The organism is Methylobacterium sp. WL7, assembly GCF_008040085.1.
GTDB classification, from domain to species: domain Bacteria; phylum Pseudomonadota; class Alphaproteobacteria; order Rhizobiales; family Beijerinckiaceae; genus Methylobacterium; species Methylobacterium mesophilicum.
Map to the genome: position 1 here is coordinate 73,185 of NZ_VRVG01000002.1, position 18,714 is coordinate 91,898.

The 18,714-nt window shown below is 69.2% G+C and carries 17 protein-coding genes; 7 read left to right on the forward strand and 10 right to left on the reverse strand.

What is annotated here, in order from left to right; all coding sequences use genetic code 11:
• The first annotated feature begins 7 nt into the window (after positions 1-7).
• The 3 genes from FV233_RS00980 to FV233_RS00990 all read left to right on the forward strand — a co-directional run bounded on the left by FV233_RS00980 (position 8) and on the right by FV233_RS00990 (position 2,506).
• The gene (locus tag FV233_RS00980; protein WP_147896362.1) at positions 8-514 is read left to right on the forward strand and encodes a DUF6468 domain-containing protein; all 507 of its coding nucleotides are present in this window, start codon (positions 8-10) and stop codon (positions 512-514) included.
• Complete coding sequence (locus FV233_RS00985; protein WP_187278026.1) at positions 511-1,368, forward strand: hypothetical protein; 858 nt, start codon at positions 511-513, stop codon at positions 1,366-1,368. The genes FV233_RS00980 and FV233_RS00985 overlap by 4 nt, the downstream gene beginning before the upstream one ends.
• A gap of 307 nt (positions 1,369-1,675) precedes the next feature.
• Positions 1,676-2,506, forward strand: a complete 831-nt coding sequence (locus FV233_RS00990) for an FkbM family methyltransferase (protein ID WP_147896363.1) — start codon at positions 1,676-1,678, stop codon at positions 2,504-2,506.
• A gap of 114 nt (positions 2,507-2,620) precedes the next feature.
• Here the strand turns inward: FV233_RS00990 and FV233_RS00995 are convergent, their stop codons facing one another.
• From FV233_RS00995 to FV233_RS01015, 5 genes are all read right to left on the reverse strand, one after another.
• Complete coding sequence (locus FV233_RS00995; RefSeq protein ID WP_147896364.1) at positions 2,621-3,454, reverse strand: class I SAM-dependent methyltransferase; 834 nt, start codon at positions 3,452-3,454, stop codon at positions 2,621-2,623.
• Positions 3,455-3,552: 98 nt separating this feature from the next.
• Positions 3,553-4,851 carry a leucine-rich repeat-containing protein kinase family protein gene (locus FV233_RS01000; protein ID WP_187278030.1) on the reverse strand — a complete coding sequence of 433 codons (1,299 nt, stop codon included), beginning with the start codon at positions 4,849-4,851 and terminating at the stop codon, positions 3,553-3,555.
• Positions 4,852-4,855: 4 nt separating this feature from the next.
• The gene (locus FV233_RS01005) at positions 4,856-5,047 is read right to left on the reverse strand and encodes a DUF1192 domain-containing protein (protein WP_147857656.1); all 192 of its coding nucleotides are present in this window, start codon (positions 5,045-5,047) and stop codon (positions 4,856-4,858) included.
• An 11-nt stretch (positions 5,048-5,058) separates the two neighbouring features.
• Positions 5,059-6,279 carry a phosphopentomutase gene (locus tag FV233_RS01010; RefSeq protein WP_147896366.1) on the reverse strand — a complete coding sequence of 407 codons (1,221 nt, stop codon included), beginning with the start codon at positions 6,277-6,279 and terminating at the stop codon, positions 5,059-5,061.
• A 2-nt stretch (positions 6,280-6,281) separates the two neighbouring features.
• Complete coding sequence (locus FV233_RS01015) at positions 6,282-7,919, reverse strand: ABC transporter ATP-binding protein (RefSeq protein WP_147896367.1); 1,638 nt, start codon at positions 7,917-7,919, stop codon at positions 6,282-6,284.
• Positions 7,920-8,005: 86 nt separating this feature from the next.
• Between FV233_RS01015 and FV233_RS01020 the strand changes: the two genes are divergently transcribed.
• Together FV233_RS01020 and FV233_RS01025 are read left to right on the forward strand one after the other, a co-directional pair.
• Entirely contained in the window at positions 8,006-9,391 is a 1,386-nt protein-coding gene (locus tag FV233_RS01020; RefSeq protein WP_147896368.1) for a CoA transferase, read from the forward strand.
• A gap of 516 nt (positions 9,392-9,907) precedes the next feature.
• Positions 9,908-10,870, forward strand: a complete 963-nt coding sequence (locus FV233_RS01025) for a hypothetical protein (protein ID WP_246689882.1) — start codon at positions 9,908-9,910, stop codon at positions 10,868-10,870.
• Between the two features lie 578 nt (positions 10,871-11,448).
• Here the strand turns inward: FV233_RS01025 and FV233_RS01030 are convergent.
• From FV233_RS01030 to FV233_RS01040, 3 genes are read right to left on the reverse strand one after another with little or no spacing between them, the layout of a single operon-like run.
• Positions 11,449-11,946 carry a RidA family protein gene (locus tag FV233_RS01030; RefSeq protein WP_147896370.1) on the reverse strand — a complete coding sequence of 166 codons (498 nt, stop codon included), beginning with the start codon at positions 11,944-11,946 and terminating at the stop codon, positions 11,449-11,451.
• Positions 11,943-12,368 carry a cytochrome c gene (locus FV233_RS01035; RefSeq protein WP_147896371.1) on the reverse strand — a complete coding sequence of 142 codons (426 nt, stop codon included), beginning with the start codon at positions 12,366-12,368 and terminating at the stop codon, positions 11,943-11,945. Before FV233_RS01035 ends, FV233_RS01030 begins: the two co-directional genes overlap by 4 nt.
• Positions 12,365-13,960, reverse strand: a complete 1,596-nt coding sequence (locus FV233_RS01040; protein WP_147896372.1) for a flavin monoamine oxidase family protein — start codon at positions 13,958-13,960, stop codon at positions 12,365-12,367. The genes FV233_RS01035 and FV233_RS01040 overlap by 4 nt, the downstream gene beginning before the upstream one ends.
• A 414-nt stretch (positions 13,961-14,374) precedes the next feature.
• Here FV233_RS01040 and FV233_RS01045 point away from each other — a divergent pair, with 414 nt between their 5' ends.
• Both FV233_RS01045 and FV233_RS01050 read left to right on the forward strand, forming a co-directional pair.
• Complete coding sequence (locus tag FV233_RS01045) at positions 14,375-15,292, forward strand: lytic transglycosylase domain-containing protein (RefSeq protein ID WP_147896373.1); 918 nt, start codon at positions 14,375-14,377, stop codon at positions 15,290-15,292.
• A gap of 83 nt (positions 15,293-15,375) precedes the next feature.
• Positions 15,376-16,278, forward strand: coding sequence for an alpha/beta hydrolase (locus tag FV233_RS01050; protein ID WP_147896374.1), 903 nt, complete (start codon positions 15,376-15,378; stop codon positions 16,276-16,278).
• Between the two features lie 11 nt (positions 16,279-16,289).
• On the opposite strand, the gene FV233_RS01055 is transcribed toward FV233_RS01050, so the two are convergent.
• On the reverse strand, positions 16,290-17,873 hold the full coding sequence (locus FV233_RS01055; protein WP_147896375.1) for an ABC-F family ATP-binding cassette domain-containing protein: 1,584 nt from the start codon (positions 17,871-17,873) through the stop codon (positions 16,290-16,292).
• A gap of 168 nt (positions 17,874-18,041) precedes the next feature.
• Positions 18,042-18,662: a GNAT family N-acetyltransferase gene (locus FV233_RS01060; protein WP_147896376.1), complete on the reverse strand. Its 621-nt coding sequence runs from the start codon at positions 18,660-18,662 to the stop codon at positions 18,042-18,044.
• Between the last annotated feature and the right edge of the window lie 52 nt (positions 18,663-18,714).

Here is an 18,714-nt window from a genome sequence, read left to right on the forward strand (position 1 = left end):
CCGGATCATGAGTCTCTTCGTCACGCTCGCCGCCGACATCCTGGTCGCCGTCCTCCTCGCGGCCACGATCGTCACCTGCCTGCGCCTGTCGCGCCGGATCAGCCAGCTCAAAGGTGACGAGGCGGCCTTGCGCCAGACCATCGGCGACCTGATGGTCGCCACCGGCACCGCCGAGCGCGCCATCGCGGGGCTGCGCTCGGCGATCGACGACGGCGACCGCACCCTGACCACACGGATCGAGGCCGCCACGGCCCGCTCCGCCGAACTGGCGGCGCAGGTGGAGGCCGGGGAGACCGTCGTGATGCGCATCGGCGCGATCGTCGCGCAGATGCGCGCCGCGCCGGTCCGGGCCGAGCCGCCGCCCGCCCCGCGGGCGGTCCCCGAGCCCGAGGTTCCCGTGACGCGCCGGTCCGAGCCCACAAGTCCCAACGGCGAGCGCCTCGGCGCCGCCGCCGCGGCCGCCCTGGCCATGAGCGAGCGCGCCCTCGCCCGCGTCCGGGCGCGCGCAGCATGACCGGCGTACCGGCCCCAAAGATCCCGCCGGCACCCAAGCCAATTCCGAAGGCGCCGCGCCCGGCCGCCACGGCCCTGCGTCGCTCGCGGCGGAAACCCGTGCGGCCGGTGCGGCTGCGCCTGATCGATGCCGTAGCGATCGCGGCCGCCGGCCTTCTGCTGCTCAAGCTGCTCACCCTGGCGCAGGTCGGCCTGCCCGGCGCCGGAACCCTGCCCGAATATGGCCGGGCGGTGGCCCGGGCACGCACCGGCTACGAGCCGCCTGATCCGGTTACCACCGGCTCGGTTGGCGCCAAGGAGGAGGCGGCCGCGGCACCCATCGAGAAGCCGCCGGAGATGCCCGCGCCCGAGCCAGCGAAGGCGGCATCCGGTTCCCCGACCGAACGCGCGCTGCTGGAAAAGCTCGGAGCCCGGCGTGACGCGCTGCGCCAAAAGAACGACGAGCTGGAACTGCGCGAGAAGATGCTCAACGATGCCGAGCGCAAGCTCGAGACCGGGCTGGGCGACCTCAAGCAGGCGGAGGAGAAGGTCGACGCGGCGGCTAAGGCCCGCGAGGATGCTGAGAAGCAGGGGCTCAAGAACATCGTCACGATGTATGAGACGATGAAGCCCAAGGACGCTGCCCGGGTGTTCGACCGCCTCGGCCACGACGTGCTGGTGCCGATCGTGTTGGCCATGAACCCGCGCAAGATGGCCGAGGTACTCTCGGCGATGCAGCCCGATACGGCCGAGCGCCTCACCGTCACTCTGGCAAACCGGGCGCGCGGGGTTGGTAGTGCGCAGGCGCAGGTCGGCGCGGCCCTCCCGGCGAACGAGTTGCCGGCGATCGATCCGGGGCCACCGCTGTCGCGATAGGCTCGCGAGGCCCATCGGTCTCAAGCCGATGCGGCAGCGCCTCCCGGGGGCCGCCTCGGTCCACGATGACGAATGGGGGCCGCCCGGTGTCCCGGTGTCGAAGGGCAGAGACAGGTCTTTCCTGGATGCCGGCACGGCGACAAATCCCCGAAGCAGACCCGGCTTTTTCGGCCTACAGCATCATCCGGCGGTTCGGGACCGATCTGAACCGGTCGCGACCGCATGAGATGCGCTGCGCCATGTCCTTGACATTATAGTAAAAACATTTAATTCGCTGCGCAAATTCATGTATCTGAGCCGGACGGTGATGACTTCCAAGGACTATCTCCTTTCCGGTGCGTCTAGCTTGGCCGGCAAGCTGTTCGACAATGTCTCCCTGCAGAAGATGTTATTCAACGCTCTCCGGCTCAACAGAAAGGAGGTGCGACGGTTCATATTAGATCGCGATGCGGCGTTCCTTGCGTATTGCCTGGCGCGGAGATCTCGGTCTAAATCGCAGATTTTGCAGGATCTATGGGTTTGCTTCGAGTTGGGCGAGAAGATCGGTGGCTACTTTGTAGAATTCGGAGCGACGAACGGCAGGAAGAACAGCAACACGTGGCTGCTCGAAAAAACACTGGGGTGGAAGGGGATTCTCGCGGAGCCGAATCCCATCTGGCATGCCGCGTTGGCGGCCGAGCGAGACGCCGCGATCGAGCACAGATGCGTTTCGTCCCGGTCGCACGAAACGGTCACCTTCATCGCGACCAACGACTCGGATCCCGAATTGAGCGGCATCGCCAGCTTCGCCGAGTCCGACCATTTCGCGGAAACGCGCAGTCGCGGGCAGCGCCTCGAGATCGAAACCATTTCCCTGGACGATCTGCTCGACGCCTACGCGGCGCCTCCTTGCATCGATTACCTGTCGATCGATACCGAGGGGAGCGAACTCGACATCCTGTCGGCTTACAGCTTCAGCCGCAAATTCAATGTCATGTCCGTCGAGAACAATCCGAAGAACGATGTCGCGATCGACACGCTTCTCGCGGCGAAGGGATATGTCCGGGTTTTCCGGCAGTTCTCTCAGTGGGATAGCTGGTACGTATCCGGTGAACTCAGGGCTGAAGGATCGGTGATCGTCGCAGCCCCGGATGCGTGATCGTCGTCCCTGATCGCGAACGGCGCAGCATATCCCGATCGATCACTGCCGGTCGTCCGGCTCGGTCGGGATACGCGTCACCGTGCTGTCGGTCGACGACCCTGCGAACGGGCATCAACTGGGCCGGTAGCGGTAGTGGCCGCAGAAATAGACGGGTCTGCCAGTCAGAAGCCTGTGCATCGTGGCCATGGTCCAAGCCACTGCGCCGCAGCGGCGCGTGATGTCGTCCGCCTCGACCAAAGCGAGGCCGGGCGCGATCTCCCCCACCGCCTCCGGCCGTGCCACCGCCCATAGAAACGACGCGCGAGTCTTGGCGATACTCGGGTTGCGCCGCGAATGCCGCACCACGACAGGGGACGCGAAGTCGGCGGCCAACTCGATCGAGGCTCTGTTGCGCCCCGCCCGCTCAACGAGCCCGCGTACAAGATCTTCGCCCAAGGCCGGCGCGAGATACATCGAGACACCTTCCGCCAGGACCAGAACTGGCCGTTCGGGAACCCAGTTGATGCCGTCCATCCAGGCAAGCGGCTCCGTCTCCATGACGGTGAGGGTCCGGACATTTGCGCGGCGGGCGATCAGGGTATCGCGGAGACGGACGACGTTTGCGAAGTCCGCGTCGATCCAGTCAAGCGTGGCGGGCAGCCGGATGCGCGCCGGACGGTCGTCAAGCCCCGAACCGATGCTGACGCACAAGCCCGATGGGTGGGACGTGATGAAGGTTTCGGTGATCCGGTCGAACCATTGGGCGCGGATCACCGAACCGCGCATGCTGCCCGTATCTCCGGCAAAGCGCGCGGGATCGAAACCCAGCGCGGCCCCGATCCGTGAGGCTTCGCTGTCCCTGAACTGAAGATCGGGATGGCGATCCTGTGCGATCATCCTGGCGGCCAGCGGAATCAGAAGCGTTTCTGGAACGATTCCTAAAGACTCGAGGCCGCGACTGTTCATAAAGGGCGCCGTCGTCACCTTTGCGAATGATCGAGATTGCCTCGCAGAAACGCCGCGCGCAACAGAAAACCTGTCCGTCGGAAAATCGTGCTGTGACGTTACTCTGACATCCGCCTGATCGCGGAGATTGCGTCCGCCAGATCGGGCCGCTTCTTCGGGTTCGGTTGCAGGCAGGCCTCTACAAGCGCCTGCAGCCTGTTCGGTACCGCGTTGCTGCGGTCCAGCAATTCGCTCATCAGGATCCCCACTGCCCGCACCTCGATCCGCTTCAACGCCGCACCGTCTTCGCCGGCAGGCAGCGCCGAGGCGGCGCCGAAATCGCTGAGCACGGCGCCGCCGGTCGCGGCATCCCACAGCGTGTTGTGAGCATAAACGTCGCCGTGAAGCAGGTTGCGCCCGTGCAGGTGGGCCACGGCGTCGGCCACTGCGCCGGCGATGCGCAGGGCATGCCCGGTGGCGAGCGTCAGAGCAGGGTCGTAGCAGTCGCGGCTACAACTCGCGAGGCTTGGCGGCCCGGCGAGAACGCGCCACTGCGATGGCAAGAGCCGGAGCAGCAAGCCCTGTGCGCCTTCGGGATGGTCGACGAGCCGACCGAGGGCACCCGTAAGTGCCGGATGAGTTCCGGCGGCGAGGCAGGCTTCCATCTCGCGCTCCGGCAGGCCGTCGCTGGTCATCGCGCCCTTGAACAGCTTCAGCGCCACCTCCTGCGGGCCGGACGGCCCACGCCAGACGGCCCGGTGGACCCGGCCCGAGGCCCCCTCCCCAAGCAAATCGCCGACCTCGAGCGCCGTCCACGGCACGGCCGCCGCCTGGGCAGGCTCCGTTGGCGGTTCGGCGGGATTGCCCGCGTAGGAGATCCAGGCGAGGCGCGGCAGGCGGGCCAGCCAGGGCGGCAGCGAGTCGAGCCGGTTGCAGGACAAGCGGATGAGTTCGAGGTTCTGCGCCTCCGCCAAGCTCTCGGGTAGATGCGCGATGCGGTTGCCCGACAGCATCAGCTTCTGCAGCAGCGGCCGCGCGCCCAGCGCATCCGGCAGCGTCTCGATCCGGTTGTCCGTGAGGGTGAGCCAGCGCAGGTCGCGCGGTAGCGCCTCCGCCGGCACCTCCCGGATGCCGCATCCGCGAAAGCCGAGCTGGCTCAGCGTCGGGCATTGGCCGAGGACTGGCGGCAGCCGCTCGAACGGATTGCCGGAGCAGAACAGCACCCTCAGACGCTGGAGGCGGCCGAGATCGCCCGGCAGGTCGGTGAGGCTGCCACGCCCGAGATCCAGCACTTCCAGGGTGTCTGCGAGGCCGAACACCTCCTGGGGGAATTCAACGAGTCCGTCCGGCAGCCGCAGTTCCCGGGCGCCCGCGAGCTCGCCGCGCCGCAGGGCCGCGAGGGTTTCGGTCCGATCCAAGATGTCAGCCCCGCTTGAAGAAGGCGTCGGCCGCGCCCTGGGCCGCCTGCTTGGCCGCCCGGGCAGCCTCGATCCGGGCGATCTCCTCTTGCAGCAGCGCGACGCGCGCATCGAGGTCGGAGAGCGACAGCGTGTCGAGGGGCTGCCCGATCTCGTGGGCGATGGCCTTGCGCGGCCGGTCGTCGTCGTCTCGCATGTCTCGGCTTCCTACAGGAACGATCGGCCGGCGCCGTCCCAGGCCAGGCCGAGATGGGCCGCGAGGGTGGCGCCGATGTCGGCGAAGGTGTCCCGCCGGCCGATCGATCGGGACGCGATGCCGGGCCCGAAAGCCAGGACCGGCACCTGCTCTCGCGTATGGTCGGTCCCCGGCCAAGTCGGATCGTTGCCGTGGTCGGCGGTGATCACCGCGAGGTCGCCGGGCCCGAGCGCCGACAGGATCTCTGGGATGCGGGCGTCGAACGCCTCCAGTTCCGCGGCGTAGCCGGGCACGTCCCGGCGGTGGCCGTGCTCCGTGTCGAAATCCACCAGGTTCACGAAGATCAGCCCACCCTCGGGTAGATCTTCCAGGGCGTCCAGGCCCGCCCTGAGGCAGGCCGCGTTCGCGCCCGGCTTGATCTCGCGGCCGGTGGCGCGATGGGCGAAGATGTCGCCGATCTTGCCGACGCTGACCACGGCCCGGCCCTCGGCCTGGGCCCGGTCGAGCAGGGTTTGCCCCGGGGGGGCGACCGCGAAATCCTTGCGGTTGCCTGTCCGGCGGAAGCCCGCCTCCGCGGACCCGACGAACGGACGGGCGATCACCCGGCAGACCCGGTAGGGATCGCACAGGCGGCGCGCGGTCATGCAAAGCGCGTAGAGCCGCTCCAGCCCGAACGTCTCCTGGTGGGCCGCGATCTGGAAGACGCTGTCGGCCGAAGTGTAGCAGATCGGCTTGCCGGTCCGGACGTGCTCGGCGCCGAGTTCGTCGATGATGGCGACGCCGGGCGCGTGCCGGTCACCCAGGATGCCGGGTAGGCCGCCTTCCGCGATCAACGCAGCGGTCAGCGCGACCGGGAAGGCCGGCCGGCTGTTCGGGAAATGGCCCCAGGGTTCGGGCATCGGCAGCCCGGTGATCTCCCAATGGCCGGACGGGGTGTCCTTGCCGGCGGCCGTCTCCACGGCGTGGCCGTAGGCGCCCTCCGGTTCACCCACGGGGGCGAGGTTCGGAGGCACGCGGCCCGAAGCTCCGGCGGCCGCCAGACCCAGACCGAGGCCCGCGAGATGGGGCAGGCGTAGCGGGCCGGCGCGCAGGCCCGTCCGGTCGCCGCGCCCGGCCGCGCAGGCCTCGGCGATGTGGCCGAGCGTATCGGACCCTTCATCGCCGTAGGCGGCGGCGTCCGGGGCGCCGCCGATGCCGACGGAATCGAGGACGATGAGGAGGGCGCGCGCCATGGTCAGGCGGGCTCCAGCTCTGCGGCGACATCGCTGTCGAGGGCGAAGGCGGCCTTGAACAGCGCCCTTGTGTAGGGTGTCTGCGGATCGGAAAAGATCGTCTCCGCGGGGCCTTCCTCGACCACCCGGCCGTTCTGCATCACCACCACGTAGTTCGCGAGCGCCCGCACCACCTTCAGGTCGTGGCTGATGAACAGGTAGGCCAGCCCGCGCTCGCGCTGCAGGTCGCGCAGCAGCGTCACGATCTGCGCTTGCACCGAGCGGTCCAGCGCCGAGGTCGGCTCGTCCAGCACGACGAAACGGGGGTTGAGCACCATCGCCCGGGCGATGGCGATGCGCTGGCGCTGGCCGCCGGAGAATTCGTGCGGGTAGCGGTCCATGGCGGCCGGGTCGAGGCCGACATCGGTGAGCGCCTTCGAGACCACCGCCCGCCGCTCGGCCCGGGACCGCGCGGTGCCCTGAACGATCAGCCCCTCGGCGACGATGTCGGCCACCGACATGCGCGGCGAGAGCGAGCCGTAGGGGTCCTGGAAGACCACCTGCATGTCCTTCCGGAGCGGGCGCATCTGCGCCACGGTGAAGCCGTCGATGGCCTGGCCCAGGAACACGATCGGGCCTTCGGAGCCGGTGAGCCGCAGCAGGGCGAGGCCCAGCGTGGTCTTGCCGGACCCGGATTCACCAACGACACCAACGGTTTCGCCCGCCTTCACCGTGAGCGAGACCCCGTCCACCGCCTTGACGTGGCCGGTGACGCGCCGGAACGCGCCCGCCTTCAGCGGGAACCAGACCTTGAGCGGGCCGGCCTCCACCAGGGGTGCCGCGTCGGCCGGGACCGGGTTGGCCCGGCCCTTCGGTTCCGAGGCGATGAGGCGGCGGGTATACTCATGTTGGGGGTCGGCGAAGACGCCGCCGGTCTCGCCGGCCTCGACGATCTTGCCCTTGAGCATCACGCAGACCCGGTCGGCGATGCGCTCGACGATGCCGAGATCGTGGGTGATGAACAGCAGCGCCATGCCGAGCCGCTTCTGGAGGTCGGCCAGCAGCGCCAGGATCTGGGCCTGCACCGTCACATCGAGGGCGGTGGTCGGTTCGTCGGCGACCAGCAGGTCCGGTTCGCAGGCCAGCGCCATGGCGATCATCACCCGTTGGCGCTGGCCGCCGGAGAGCTCGTGCGGGTAGGCGCCCAGGCGACGCGCGGCATCGCGCAGGCCAACCAGTTCTAGAAGCTCGAGAATCCGCGCCCGGGCGGGTTTGCCGGTGAGGCCGCGGTGGAGCCCCAGTACCTCGCCGATCTGCCGCTCGATCGTGTGGAGCGGGTTGAGCGAGGTCATCGGCTCCTGGAACACCATGGTGATGTCGGCGCCGCGCACGTCGCGCATCTGGCGTTCCGGCAGAATCGCCAAGTCCCTGCCCTTGAACAGGATTTTCCCGCTCTGGCGCGCCGCGCCGTCGAGCAGCCGCAGGATCGCCAGGGCGGTCACGGACTTGCCGGAGCCCGATTCGCCCACCAGCGCCACGGTCTCGCCCCGGCGGATCGTGAAGCCGATCGAGTCCACCGCCGCCGTCTCGCCTGCGCGGGAGCGGAAGGCGACGGACAGGCCCTCGACGGACAGGAGCGGCGGGGTTTCGGCCTCTGACATGGGAACCTTATAGCGCGGGCGGGACCCTAGCCTACCCGCCCGCGGATGCGCGATCATGCGCGGTGATCGCAGCGGAGGGACGCGCCATGCCCGGGATCGACGAAGAATTGGCCGCCCATCTTCGGCTTCCCTTCGAAGAGTCTTCGCGGCCTGCGGCCAGCCTTCGCGTTTCCGGGTCCGGCGCCCTGCCCTCCGCGTTCCGGGTGACCGACCTCGCCGCGGCCTCGATTGCAACCGCCGGCCTGGCGCTCGCGGAAGTTGCGAGCCTCGACGGGCCGATCGCGGTGGACCGGCGACTCGCTTCGTTCTGGTTCGCGACGTCGCTGCGGCCGGATAGCTGGCGGGTGCCGGCGCCCTGGGATCCGGTGGCCGGGGACTACCGGACCCGGGACGGCTGGATCCGGCTCCACACCAACGCCCCGCATCACCGGGCTGCGGCCGAGCGGGTGCTGGGATCCCGGGCCGACCGGGCCGGCATGGCGGGGGCGGTGGCCGGCTGGGACAAGGCGGACCTGGAGGCGGCGGTGGTGGCCGAGGGCGGTTGCGCGGCCGAGATGCGTGGATCGGAGGATTGGGTGGCCCATCCCCAGGGCCGGGCGGTGGCGGCCGAGCCCCTGGTGGCGTTCGATCCGGCCTCCGATCGGAGCGCGTCGCGCTGGCGGCCCCGGCCGGAGCGGCCGCTGGCGGGTTTGCGGGTGCTCGACCTGACCCGGGTGCTCGCCGGCCCGGTGGCGACCCGGTTCCTGGCCGGGTTCGGGGCGGACGTGCTGCGGATCGATGCGCCCGACTGGGACGAGCCGGCCCTCGTTCCCGAGATGACCTTGGGGAAGACCTGCTCCCGCCTCGACTTGCGCCGGGCCGCGGACCGGGCGACCTTCGAGGCGCTGCTGGCGGGGGCGGACGTGCTGGTCCACGGCTACCGCCCCGGCGCCCTCGACCGCCTCGGCTACGGCCCGGAGGCGCGGCGGGCCCTGGCCCCGGGCCTGATCGACGTATCGCTCGACGCCTATGGCTGGACCGGCCCCTGGGCGGGCCGGCGCGGCTTCGACAGCCTCGTGCAGATGAGCTGCGGCCTCGCCCAGGCCGGGCAGGCCTGGCGGCAGGCCGAGGCGCCGGTGCCCCTCCCGGTCCAGGCGCTCGATCACGCCACCGGCTACCTCATGGCGGCCGCCGCGCTCCGCCTGCTGGCCCGGCGGCTCCGCGACGGCACCGGCGGCCGCGCCCGCCTGTCGCTGGCCCGGACGGCGGGGTTCCTGATCGCGGCCGGCCCGGCCGAACCGGAGCCGGCCTTAGCCCCCGAGACCCCGGCGGATCGCGCCCCGGAGGTCGAGGCGACCTCGTGGGGGCCGGCGCATCGCCTGCGCCCACCGCTGCATGTGGCGGGCGCCGCGATGCGCTGGGACCGGGCCGCCCGGCGGCTCGGGGACGACGCGCCGGCTTGGGCGGGTGAGCCGAGGGCGGGTCTGCGGTAGGAACAGGGTCCGGGGTCAGCCCGCGCAAGGTGTTGAGATCGGGTCGCGATCGGGCAGCCGAGGCGGCCCAATCTCCCGTCGGGACCAGCGTTCACGCGCGGCCTCGGTCGCGTGGTACCGCGAAGTTCGCCTCCATGGGGCGCCGCGCGCCGGCGGACTGCCGCAGACCGACCCGATCCGGTCAATCGGCCTGCGACGCCGTGATGTTTGCGATCTGGCCAAGCGGTCCCAGGCGCGGAAGATTGATCGTGAACCGATCCACCTGAGACACGTCGGCAATAGTGATCGTCGGAGTGAGATTTAGGTTCCAAGACCAGTCATTTGAGCTTGACATTTAACGTAAATCAAATAAAAACACTTCAAGTCGGCATCAAAATACAAAAATTGCAACATTCAGAGATGCGTATACTCTGGATGCATGGGTGGAAAGCAGAAGCGGCGGACCCCCAGCCATCGCGCGCCTAACTTTGCAATAACGGGTGCCTCATGAAAGCAATGCGAACGACCGCTCTCACGATGCACAAGATCTTTCATCGCATTGCGCAATGGCCGTCCAAAACAACACATTCGGTCTACTCGCTTGGTCCGATCAAACGCAGATCGATCGATAACCGGGCCTCTTTCATCAAGGCCTACAGTCACGAATTGCCGACCTTGACGCATCAAGAGACGTCACTGGCGCAGGCTTTGAATGAGCAGGGCTTCTGCAGGGCCGACATGGATTCATTCGAGTCCTTCAAGGCGAGCCGATTTCGCGCAGCCGCCAATGAGATTTATGATCTGACGGAACGAACCTACATCGCAACAGGCAAGAATATCGATGTCATAAAGCTGCTCGGCGCACATCCATCTTTGATGGATCAATTCAAGACCATTTTCTGCGCCGGGTTGGATATCAAGTTTCTAAAAATTATTGAGCATTATCTGAAGCTCCCCGTTGCGTTCGGGGGCGTAGATATATTCTTCACTGTTGCCGATGGTTTAGAGAGGGGCGCGAGAACTTGGCATAAAGATAGCGAAGACAGCCCGATGGTGAAAGTTGCCATCTACCTGAATGATGTCGGCGACGACGACGGTCCGTTTGAAATTCTTCATTTGCAGCATAAGACCCCCGATTTCGAAAAATCACGAGGCTTCAAGCAGCAAACATTGATACATGCTCAAAACGAGGGCAAGATCGATTTCGACATCACAACCTTCACGGGCCCGGCGGGGTCCGTCATATTTTGCGACACATCGAAATATTACCACAGGGGTAAGCCTGCGACAGGCAAAAATCGCAGGGCCTTGTTTTATAACTACTATGCCAGCCGGCCCTTGACCCCGTACTTTTGCCCAAATCCACCGTTCTCCCCGGATAAAATGAGAGATCTGGTTTCCGATCTATCGCCGACACAACAAGCAGCGGCGTTGTGGCGCGAGAATTTACCGCGGTTTGATAAAGTGGTAACCAAGAGAAAGCCATATCTGAACGTATAACGTGTCGCATCTTTGGGTTCGGTGAAATTGACAGGCTTTTGCCGGGAAATGGAATTTCCCCGTGGCGGCAGGGACCGGGCGCAGACAATCCTCGAGGGTGCGGCCGAGGCGACAGCCGTTCAGGGCGGCTAATGGCGCGGCCGACGAACGAAGCTCGGTCACGAGCAGTGTAGTGTTTTCAAAAAACAAGAACGGATTGAAATTCGTCTCCTTTATATTGAAGTATCAAGTAAAAATTTGCGCATATCGGCGTTCGCGCGCATGTTGCAGAGCAACCGAGGCTCCGAGCGCGCGTCGCCGAGGAGGATACGGGTTCGGCGGCGCGCGTTGAGTCACGGAGTGAGAGCCCGCCGTTTCAAGGTGTTCGCAACGGGTTGGATAGGGAGCGTCCCGCCTGTCCAACGCGCAAGATGTTCACCGAGGCCGTTCCGACAGCAACCCGGTCATCCCGGGGCGCCGCGCTGAACGCCAGGACGGAGCGGGTCGCGTCATCCGGCCGGAGCCGGATTCATCCCGGGCGCCGTGTCGCGGCCCCGGGGTGACGCGGCGGGTGTCCGGGCGGCTTGAGCAATTTCCCGTCACGGCCGCACGGCGGTGACCTCGATCTCCACCAGCCAGCCCGGATTGGCCAGAGCCGCGACCTGCACGGCCGAGCGGGTCGGCAGGTTCGGCTGGGCCGCCGTACCGAACCTCTCGCGGTAGGATTCCATCAACCCGGCGAAATCCATCCGCCCGCCCTTGGCCGGGTCGCCGACCAAAAAGACCGTCATCTTCACCACGTCGCGCAGCGACAGGTTCCGGCGCTTCAGGGCCGCCTCGATGGAGGCCAGGGTCGAGGCGGTCTGGGCGCGGGTATCCCCGAAGGCGGCGACCGTGTTCTTCTCGGCGTTGGGATCGGTCACCGCCGGCCCGAAGCCGCTGAGATAGACGGTGGCGTGTCCGGCCGGCACCTCCACCGCCTCCGAGATCGGGAAGTCCGAGCCCGGGATCGGGTGCCGGGTGATGTCCTCGGCCGAAGCCGGCCCGGCCAGCAGGGCCAGCGCGAGGGTTGTGGAAATCAGGGTCCGTTCGATCATGGCCGTGCCGCTTTCACATCCTCGGGGGCGACCGCGTCGCCGTAAGGGTTGTCGAAATGGGTGCGGACGTAGTTCACCACCTCCGCGACCTGGGTGTCGCTCATCATGCGCCCGAGCGGGGGCATGCCGCGCAGGCCGTACAGCATCACCGTGACGGGATAGCCGGCGCTGGCGAGTTTTTGGTTGTGCCGGAGCGCCGGATAGGCGGCGGCGCCGACCGCGCCCTCCCCGCCCGCCTGGTGGCAGGCGGCGCAGACCTGGGCGTAGAGCGCCGCGCCCCCGGACTCCATGAAGGTCTTGCCCTCGCTCATCGCCGGGCCGGCCGACGGGACGGCCGCGTGGAGGGCGTGCTCCTGCGCGGCGGCGGCGGTGCCGGTGGCGAGGAGCAGCGCCAGGATTCGGGTGATCGAAGACACACTCATGCCGCCAGGACCCTCTTGTGAAGCCGCGTGACCGCGTCGAGCGCCGAGAGGATCGCGCCCTCCTGCCAGGCCGGGATGTACGAGGCGTGCTCGCCGGCCAGCATGATCCGCCCGTCGATCGCGCAGAGGTTGTCGTAGTGCTGGGCCCGCGCCTCGTCGGTCCAATCGCCGGCGCAGCCCAGGGTGAACGGCACCCGGTGCCAGGCCACCGCGATCCCGGTCTCGAACTCGGTGCGGTATTGCGGGTGGATCTGGCTGCCGTAGGCCACCGCCCGGCGCACCCGCTCGGCGGGGCTGAGCGCCGTGAATTCGTAGGAGTTCGGCCCGTTCCAGGTATAGGCGCCGAGCAGAACGCCCTTGCCGCCGGCATTGTAGCCGGTCGCGGGATAGGCGATCTGGCGGATCGGCAGGTCGGTGTAGGAGATGCCGCCGAAGATGTGCTCGTCCTCCTCCCAGAACCGCCGCTTGAATTGCAGCCCGACCTTCACGGACGAGGCGTAGGGCACCGCGTCGATGGCGGCCTTCATCTTCGGGCCGACCTGGGTCGGGATCTGGCTGAGCACCGTCAGCGGCAGGGTGCAGACGCACCAATCCGCCCGGGCCTGCCGCACCGCGCCGCCCTGGGCGAGATCCTGGTAGGTGGCGGTGACGCCGTGGCCATCCTGGGCGATCTGCGTGACCTTGGCGCCGTACCGGATCGTGTCCGGCGGCAGGGCGCGGGCGAAGGCCTCGCCGATCCGGCCCATGCCGCCGACCGGCTGGAACATCGTGGTCTGGAACTCGTAGAGCAGGAAGTTCTGCAGGCCGCGCCAGAGCCGCGAGGTCAGGATGTCGTGCAGCGCCATCGGCTCGCCGTCGACCGGGCGCGCCGAGAGGCCGCCGCCCGGATCCTGGGCGAAGCCGCGGAACTCCGAGGAATCCGGGCCGGCGCGGTAGGCGAGGTTCTCGTCGAGCCCGCCGAGCGACCGCAGGGCCTCGATCAGGATCTCCTGGTCCTCCTTGGAGACCTGCGCGTCCAGCGCGCCCTTGCGGGTGGCCTTGGCGAGCAGCTCGGCGGTGGCGCCGTCGAGATCGGTCTTGACCGTGCGGATCCGCTGCGGCTTGCCGCCGAAACCGGTCGCGCTGTGCACGAAGGCGTTGTGGTTGAGCTGGATGAACGGCTCCAGGGCCACGCCGAGCCGGCGGCAGTAATCGAGCACGCCGTGGTGGTGGTAGGGAATCCGCCAGGGGCCGGGGTTGAGGTAGAGGCCGGCGTCGAAGGCGCAGCGCTGGGTTTCGCCGCCGAGTTCCGTGTAGCTGTCGCCGCCGCGCAGCGTCCAGTTCCGGCCGCCGGCGCGGGTGTTGTATTCCAGGATCTGCACCCGGTACCCGGCCCGGTGCAGCTCCAGCGCCGTGGTCATGCCGGCGAGCCCGGCCCCGAGGACCAGCACCGAGGCGCCCTTGGGATCGCCGTCGAGCCGGATCGGCCCGCGATAGGGCGATTCCTCGGCGAACCCGAGGCTGGTCATCACCTGATAGGCCGCCCCGCTCCCGGCGGCGGCGCCGACCATCGCAATCAATTTGCGCCGACTGAACCCCGATGCCTCTGCCATCTCGCTTCCCGTCTCCCGATCCGGATGCGTCCAGGACGGGGCAGGCTAAGCAAGTCGGAGGCCAAGTTTGGAGCCATGCAAATGAAGCGCGCCGGACGCAGCGTCCAGTCGATGGAATGCGCCCTCGGCCTTGCAACTTAAGCGGATGTGAGACGCGGAAAAATCATCGTCCCCGGTGGTCTTGCTTCGGATCGCGCCGGGATCGACTGAGATAGTCTTTCCGGTCCGGGTCCTCATCCCGAGATGCGGCGGCGTCGCCACGGCCACGAAGGAGCCCGCCGGCCGGCCGCGCGATCCCCGGAAGGCGCCTTCGCGGTTCGCCGCGCTCGCGGTGCGGGCCGGCGATGCCCAGCGCGTCATCACTCCCCAACCGTACGGATTGATCCGCCCGTGCGCCCCGCTACAAGCGGTTGCGTGATCGCCCCCCGCCTGCGCCTCCTCGCCCTCCTCCCGCTGCTCTGCGCCGGCCCGGCCGCGGCGGCCCCGTCCGAGGGGGCGACCGAGACCGTCGAGCAGGCTTTGTGCCGCCTCATCGACGAGTCCGCCAAGGCGCGCGGGCTGCCGGTGCCGTTCCTGACCCGGCTGATCTGGCGCGAGAGCAGCTTTCGCGTCGGCGTGGTGAGTTCGGCCGGCGCGCAGGGCGTCGCGCAGTTCATGCCCGGCACCGCCCGGGAGCGCGGCCTGCTCGACCCGTTCGATCCCGAGCAGGCGATCCCGCACGCCGCCCACCTGCTGGCCGACCTGAAGACGCAGTTCGGCAACCTCGGGCTCGCGGCGGCGGCCTATAACGGCGGTGCCGGCCGGGTGAGCAAGTGGCTGTCCGGCGAGGGCGGCCTGCCCGCCGAGACCCGGGCCTACGTCGCCGCCATCACGGGAATGCCCGCCGAGGATTGGCGCGGCGGCACCGCCGGGACGATCACGTATCCCGAGGGCGGCGCGCCGGAGGCCAAGGCCAAAGAGACCAAAGAGACCAAAGAGACCAAACCCGAGGCGCCGGTCACCTGCCTGCAGGTCACGGCCAGCCTGCGCATCCCGTCGCGCGGCGACCGCTTCGCGCTGGGGCCGAACGAGGGGCCGGCGGCGCCGTGGGGCATCCAGCTCGCGGGCAACTTCTCCAAGGCGCTGGCCCTGCAGAGCTTCAACCGCGCGCGCAGCGCCTATGCCGGGGTGATCGGCGAGGCCCGGCCGATGATCATCGGCACCCGCCTGCGCAACCGCGGCACCCGGGCGTTCTACCGGATCCGCCTCCCCGCACAGAGCCGCCAGGCCGCCGACGACCTGTGCGGCCGCATCCGCAAGGTCGGGGGCGCCTGCATCGTGCTGCGGACCTGATTTTTTAGCCGCTGCCCCGCTCGCGTCATCAATCCGCCCCGAGCGGAGCCCTGAATGGGCCAATCAGGGCAACCGGACGGGATATGACACGGCTCCTCATCGCGCTTGCCAGCCTCCTCGGCCTCGGCCTCGCGGCGTACGCTTTCACCGCCGCCTCGCCGCTGACCCTGTTCGACGCGATCGGCCCGCGCGACGCCGGCGGCCGCCTCGCGGCGCGCGACCAGGCCTTCGGCGAGGGGCCGCGCCGCCGGCTCGACGTCTACGTCCCCACGGTGGCGGCCGAGAAGGCGCCCGTGCTGGTGTTCTTCTACGGCGGCTCCTGGCAGAGCGGCTCCAAGGACGACTACGCCTTCGTCGGCCACGCGCTGGCCGCCCAGGGCTTCGTGACGGTGCTGCCCGATTACCGGCTCTACCCGGAGGCGCCGTTCCCCGGGTTCCTCGAGGACGGCGCCGCGGCGATCGCCTGGGTGCGGGACAACATCGCGGCCTTTGGCGGCGACCCCCGCCGCATCGTGCTCGCCGGCCATTCGGCCGGGGCGTACAACGCCGTGATGCTCGGGCTCGATCCGCGCTACCTCAATGCCGCCGGTGTCGACCCCAAGGTGATCAAGGCGGTGGCGGGCCTGTCCGGCCCCTACGACTTCCTGCCCCTCGACCAGGACACCACGACCAAGGTGTTCGGGCAGGCCCCCGACCTGCCGCTCACTCAGCCGATGACCTTCGCGGGCCCGCTCTCGCCGCCGACCTTCCTGGCCTCCGGCGATTCCGACACCGTGGTGAAGCCGAGGCACACGGTCAGCCTCGCCGCCAAGCTGCGTGCCGCCCACGTGCCCGTGCAGGAGCGGGTCTATGCCGGGCTCGACCACAAGGACACGCTGCTCGCCCTCTCGGTGACGTTCCGCTCCAAGGCCCCGGAACTCGCCGAGATGGCCTCGTTCCTGATGCGCCAGGCCGCCGGGCGGTCGCAATACACGATGCGGCGGTAGGGCCGCACCGCTCAGCGCCGGCCCGGAATCTCGACCGTCCGCGCGATCCCGATGGCGCGCAGGAACGCCGGATCGTGGCTGACCACGAGCAGCGCGCCGTCATAGCCCCGCAACGCCCCCTCCAGCAGCGCGACGGACTCGATGTCGAGGTGGTTGGTCGGCTCGTCGAGGATCAGCAGCCAGGGCGCCTCCTTCCGACCGAGGAGGGCGGCGAGCCCGGCGCGCAGGCGCTCGCCGCCCGAGAGCGTGTCCACCCGCCGCCCGGCCTCGCGGTTGCGGAAGGCGAAGCGGGCGCAGACCGCATAGGCCTCCCGTTCACTCAGACCCTCGTTCAGGCGGCGGACATTGGCCAGGATGCTGGCGGCGGGGTCGAGCAACCCGACATGCTGGTCGAGCATGGCGACCCGGCCCTCCGCCCGCCGCACCCGGCCCTTGACCGGCATCGTTGAACCCGCCGCCACCGTCAGCAGGGTCGTCTTGCCCGCGCCGTTCGGGCCCTCAACCGCCACCCGCTCCGGACCGGTGATCGCGAGCGTCCAGGGACCGAGCGGGCCGTCGCCGGGATCGGCGACGACATCCTCCAGGGCGAGCAGGTCGGCCCCCGAGGGCAGCCCGCTCGGCGGCAGGGAAATGGTCAGCGGCGCCAGCACCTCGACCCGCCCCCGCGCCGCCTCGGCCCGGGCGGCGGCATCCCCGATCAGCCGCTCGCCGACGGCGCGGACGCGGGCGCCGGTCTTCTCGGCGCGCTCTGCCCGGGCGCCGAGCAGGATCTTCGGCTCCGATCCTTTGGCCGCCGCGGCGCGGCCGGCCCTGTCGCGCCGGGCCTTGGCTTCGCGTTCCTGCCGTGCGGCCTCGCGCACGTCGCGCAACTGGATGTCGGCCCGCTCCAATTCGGCGGCGGCGCGGGCCCGCTCGGTCTCCCGCCAGGCCGCGAAGGCGGACCAGCCGCCACCGACGATCCGAACCCCGAGGGGCGTCAGTTCGACGATGCGGTCGACATGCTCCAGCAGAGCGCGGTCGTGGCTCGCCACCAGCACCCCGCCGCGCCAACCGCGCAGCAGCGACTGGATCGCGTCCCGCCCGGACCCGTCGAGATTGTTGGTCGGCTCGTCGAGCAGGATGAGATCGGGCGTCTCGGCCAGAAGGCGCGCGATGCCGACCCGCGTGCGCTCGCCGCCCGACAGCGTACCCATGCGGCGGTCGAGGGGCCATCCGGGCAGGCCGGCTTCCGCGAGCGCGGTCGCGATGCGCGATTCCAGGGTCCAGTCTGCGGCATCGAGGTCGTCGGGGCTGCCGGTTCCGGCCAGCACCCGCTCCAGCGTCGCCAACCGGGCGGCGATCCCGAGCGCGTCCGCGAGCGTGCAGTCGCCCGGCCAGTCCTGTCGGAGCAGGCCGACCGAACCCGAGCGTTGCAGGCTACCGGCGGCGGGCTCGGCCTCACCCGCGACGACGCGCAGGAGCGACGACTTGCCGGAGCCGTTGCGGCCGACCAGCCCGACCCGCTCGTTCCCGAGCGACAGACTCAGATCGTCGAAGAGGGTCTGGCCCTCAGGGCTGCGGAGGGCGAGACCGTCCAGGGTGAGGAATGCGGACATAACGAGCCGGGAGCGTGGACGAGACGGGGCGAAGAGTGGTGTTCGTCCTGTCGTTCACGGCGGCGCACTCCTTCTGGGCTCCAGAGGAAAGCTAGAACCGCCGGGCTGGGTGGCGCAACCCGGGGCCGACGATCGCCGCGCGCGCAAGGGCGCGATGTGGCGTGGCGGTCACGCCAGCACCGGCACGTGCGGGGCGCAGGTCCGGGGCAGGACGCCGGTGAGGCGCGGATCGGGTGCGACTTCGACCGCGACGGCGCAGGGCGTGAAGCCGGAGCGGCGGTAGAGACCGAGCGCCCCGGGATGGTCGAACGTGCAGGTATGCACCCAGAACCGCCGGATCGGGTGCGACCAGGCTCTGCCGATCGCCGCGTCGATCAGCGGGCGGCCGAGCCCCTGCCCGACCGCGCTCGGGATCAGGCCGAGGAAGGCCAGCTCGCAGGTGTCCGGTTCGCGGAAGTCGAGTTCCAGCAGGCCGAGATCCGTGCCGTCCCGGCGCAGCGCCAGGATCTCGACGCGCGGATCGTCGAGGATCGTCTGCAGCGCCGCGTCCGGCAGGGTCAGGCGCGAGAACCACAGCCAGTCCGCCCCGACGGCCCGATACAGCCTGCGGTAGGTCTCGCAATCCGGCCGGACGAGGCGGTGCAGCGCCGTCCCGGCCGGGAAAGGCCGCGCTGGCCGCGGGGCCGGCGGCTCGACCATCTCGAGGCTGGTGACGATGGCCGCGATGTGGCCCGGCGGGACCGCGGAAAAGCCCGGCGGCAGCTCCGGCGAAGACGGGTTGGTTGGCATCGGCTCGGAGCTGTGGCGACCGCGAGGCCGCCACCCTATCCGATTCCCGGCC

What these genes read in the sequence shown, in the direction of transcription:
- FV233_RS01010 (WP_147896366.1), bottom strand. Translation starts at nt 6,279, where the DNA reads ATGGCGCGCGCCCTCCTCATCGTCCTCGATTCCGTCGGCATCGGCGGC.
- FV233_RS01030 (WP_147896370.1), bottom strand. Translation starts at nt 11,946, where the DNA reads ATGATCGAACGGACCCTGATTTCCACAACCCTCGCGCTGGCCCTGCTG.
- FV233_RS01020 (WP_147896368.1), top strand. Translation starts at nt 8,006, where the DNA reads ATGCCCGGGATCGACGAAGAATTGGCCGCCCATCTTCGGCTTCCCTTC.
- FV233_RS01035 (WP_147896371.1), bottom strand. Translation starts at nt 12,368, where the DNA reads ATGAGTGTGTCTTCGATCACCCGAATCCTGGCGCTGCTCCTCGCCACC.
- FV233_RS01040 (WP_147896372.1), bottom strand. Translation starts at nt 13,960, where the DNA reads ATGGCAGAGGCATCGGGGTTCAGTCGGCGCAAATTGATTGCGATGGTC.
- FV233_RS00980 (WP_147896362.1), top strand. Translation starts at nt 8, where the DNA reads ATGAGTCTCTTCGTCACGCTCGCCGCCGACATCCTGGTCGCCGTCCTC.
- FV233_RS01050 (WP_147896374.1), top strand. Translation starts at nt 15,376, where the DNA reads ATGACACGGCTCCTCATCGCGCTTGCCAGCCTCCTCGGCCTCGGCCTC.
- FV233_RS00985 (WP_187278026.1), top strand. Translation starts at nt 511, where the DNA reads ATGACCGGCGTACCGGCCCCAAAGATCCCGCCGGCACCCAAGCCAATT.
- FV233_RS01060 (WP_147896376.1), bottom strand. Translation starts at nt 18,662, where the DNA reads ATGCCAACCAACCCGTCTTCGCCGGAGCTGCCGCCGGGCTTTTCCGCG.
- FV233_RS01055 (WP_147896375.1), bottom strand. Translation starts at nt 17,873, where the DNA reads ATGTCCGCATTCCTCACCCTGGACGGTCTCGCCCTCCGCAGCCCTGAG.
- FV233_RS00990 (WP_147896363.1), top strand. Translation starts at nt 1,676, where the DNA reads ATGACTTCCAAGGACTATCTCCTTTCCGGTGCGTCTAGCTTGGCCGGC.
- FV233_RS01015 (WP_147896367.1), bottom strand. Translation starts at nt 7,919, where the DNA reads ATGTCAGAGGCCGAAACCCCGCCGCTCCTGTCCGTCGAGGGCCTGTCC.
- FV233_RS01025 (WP_246689882.1), top strand. Translation starts at nt 9,908, where the DNA reads ATGCACAAGATCTTTCATCGCATTGCGCAATGGCCGTCCAAAACAACA.
- FV233_RS00995 (WP_147896364.1), bottom strand. Translation starts at nt 3,454, where the DNA reads ATGAACAGTCGCGGCCTCGAGTCTTTAGGAATCGTTCCAGAAACGCTT.
- FV233_RS01005 (WP_147857656.1), bottom strand. Translation starts at nt 5,047, where the DNA reads ATGCGAGACGACGACGACCGGCCGCGCAAGGCCATCGCCCACGAGATC.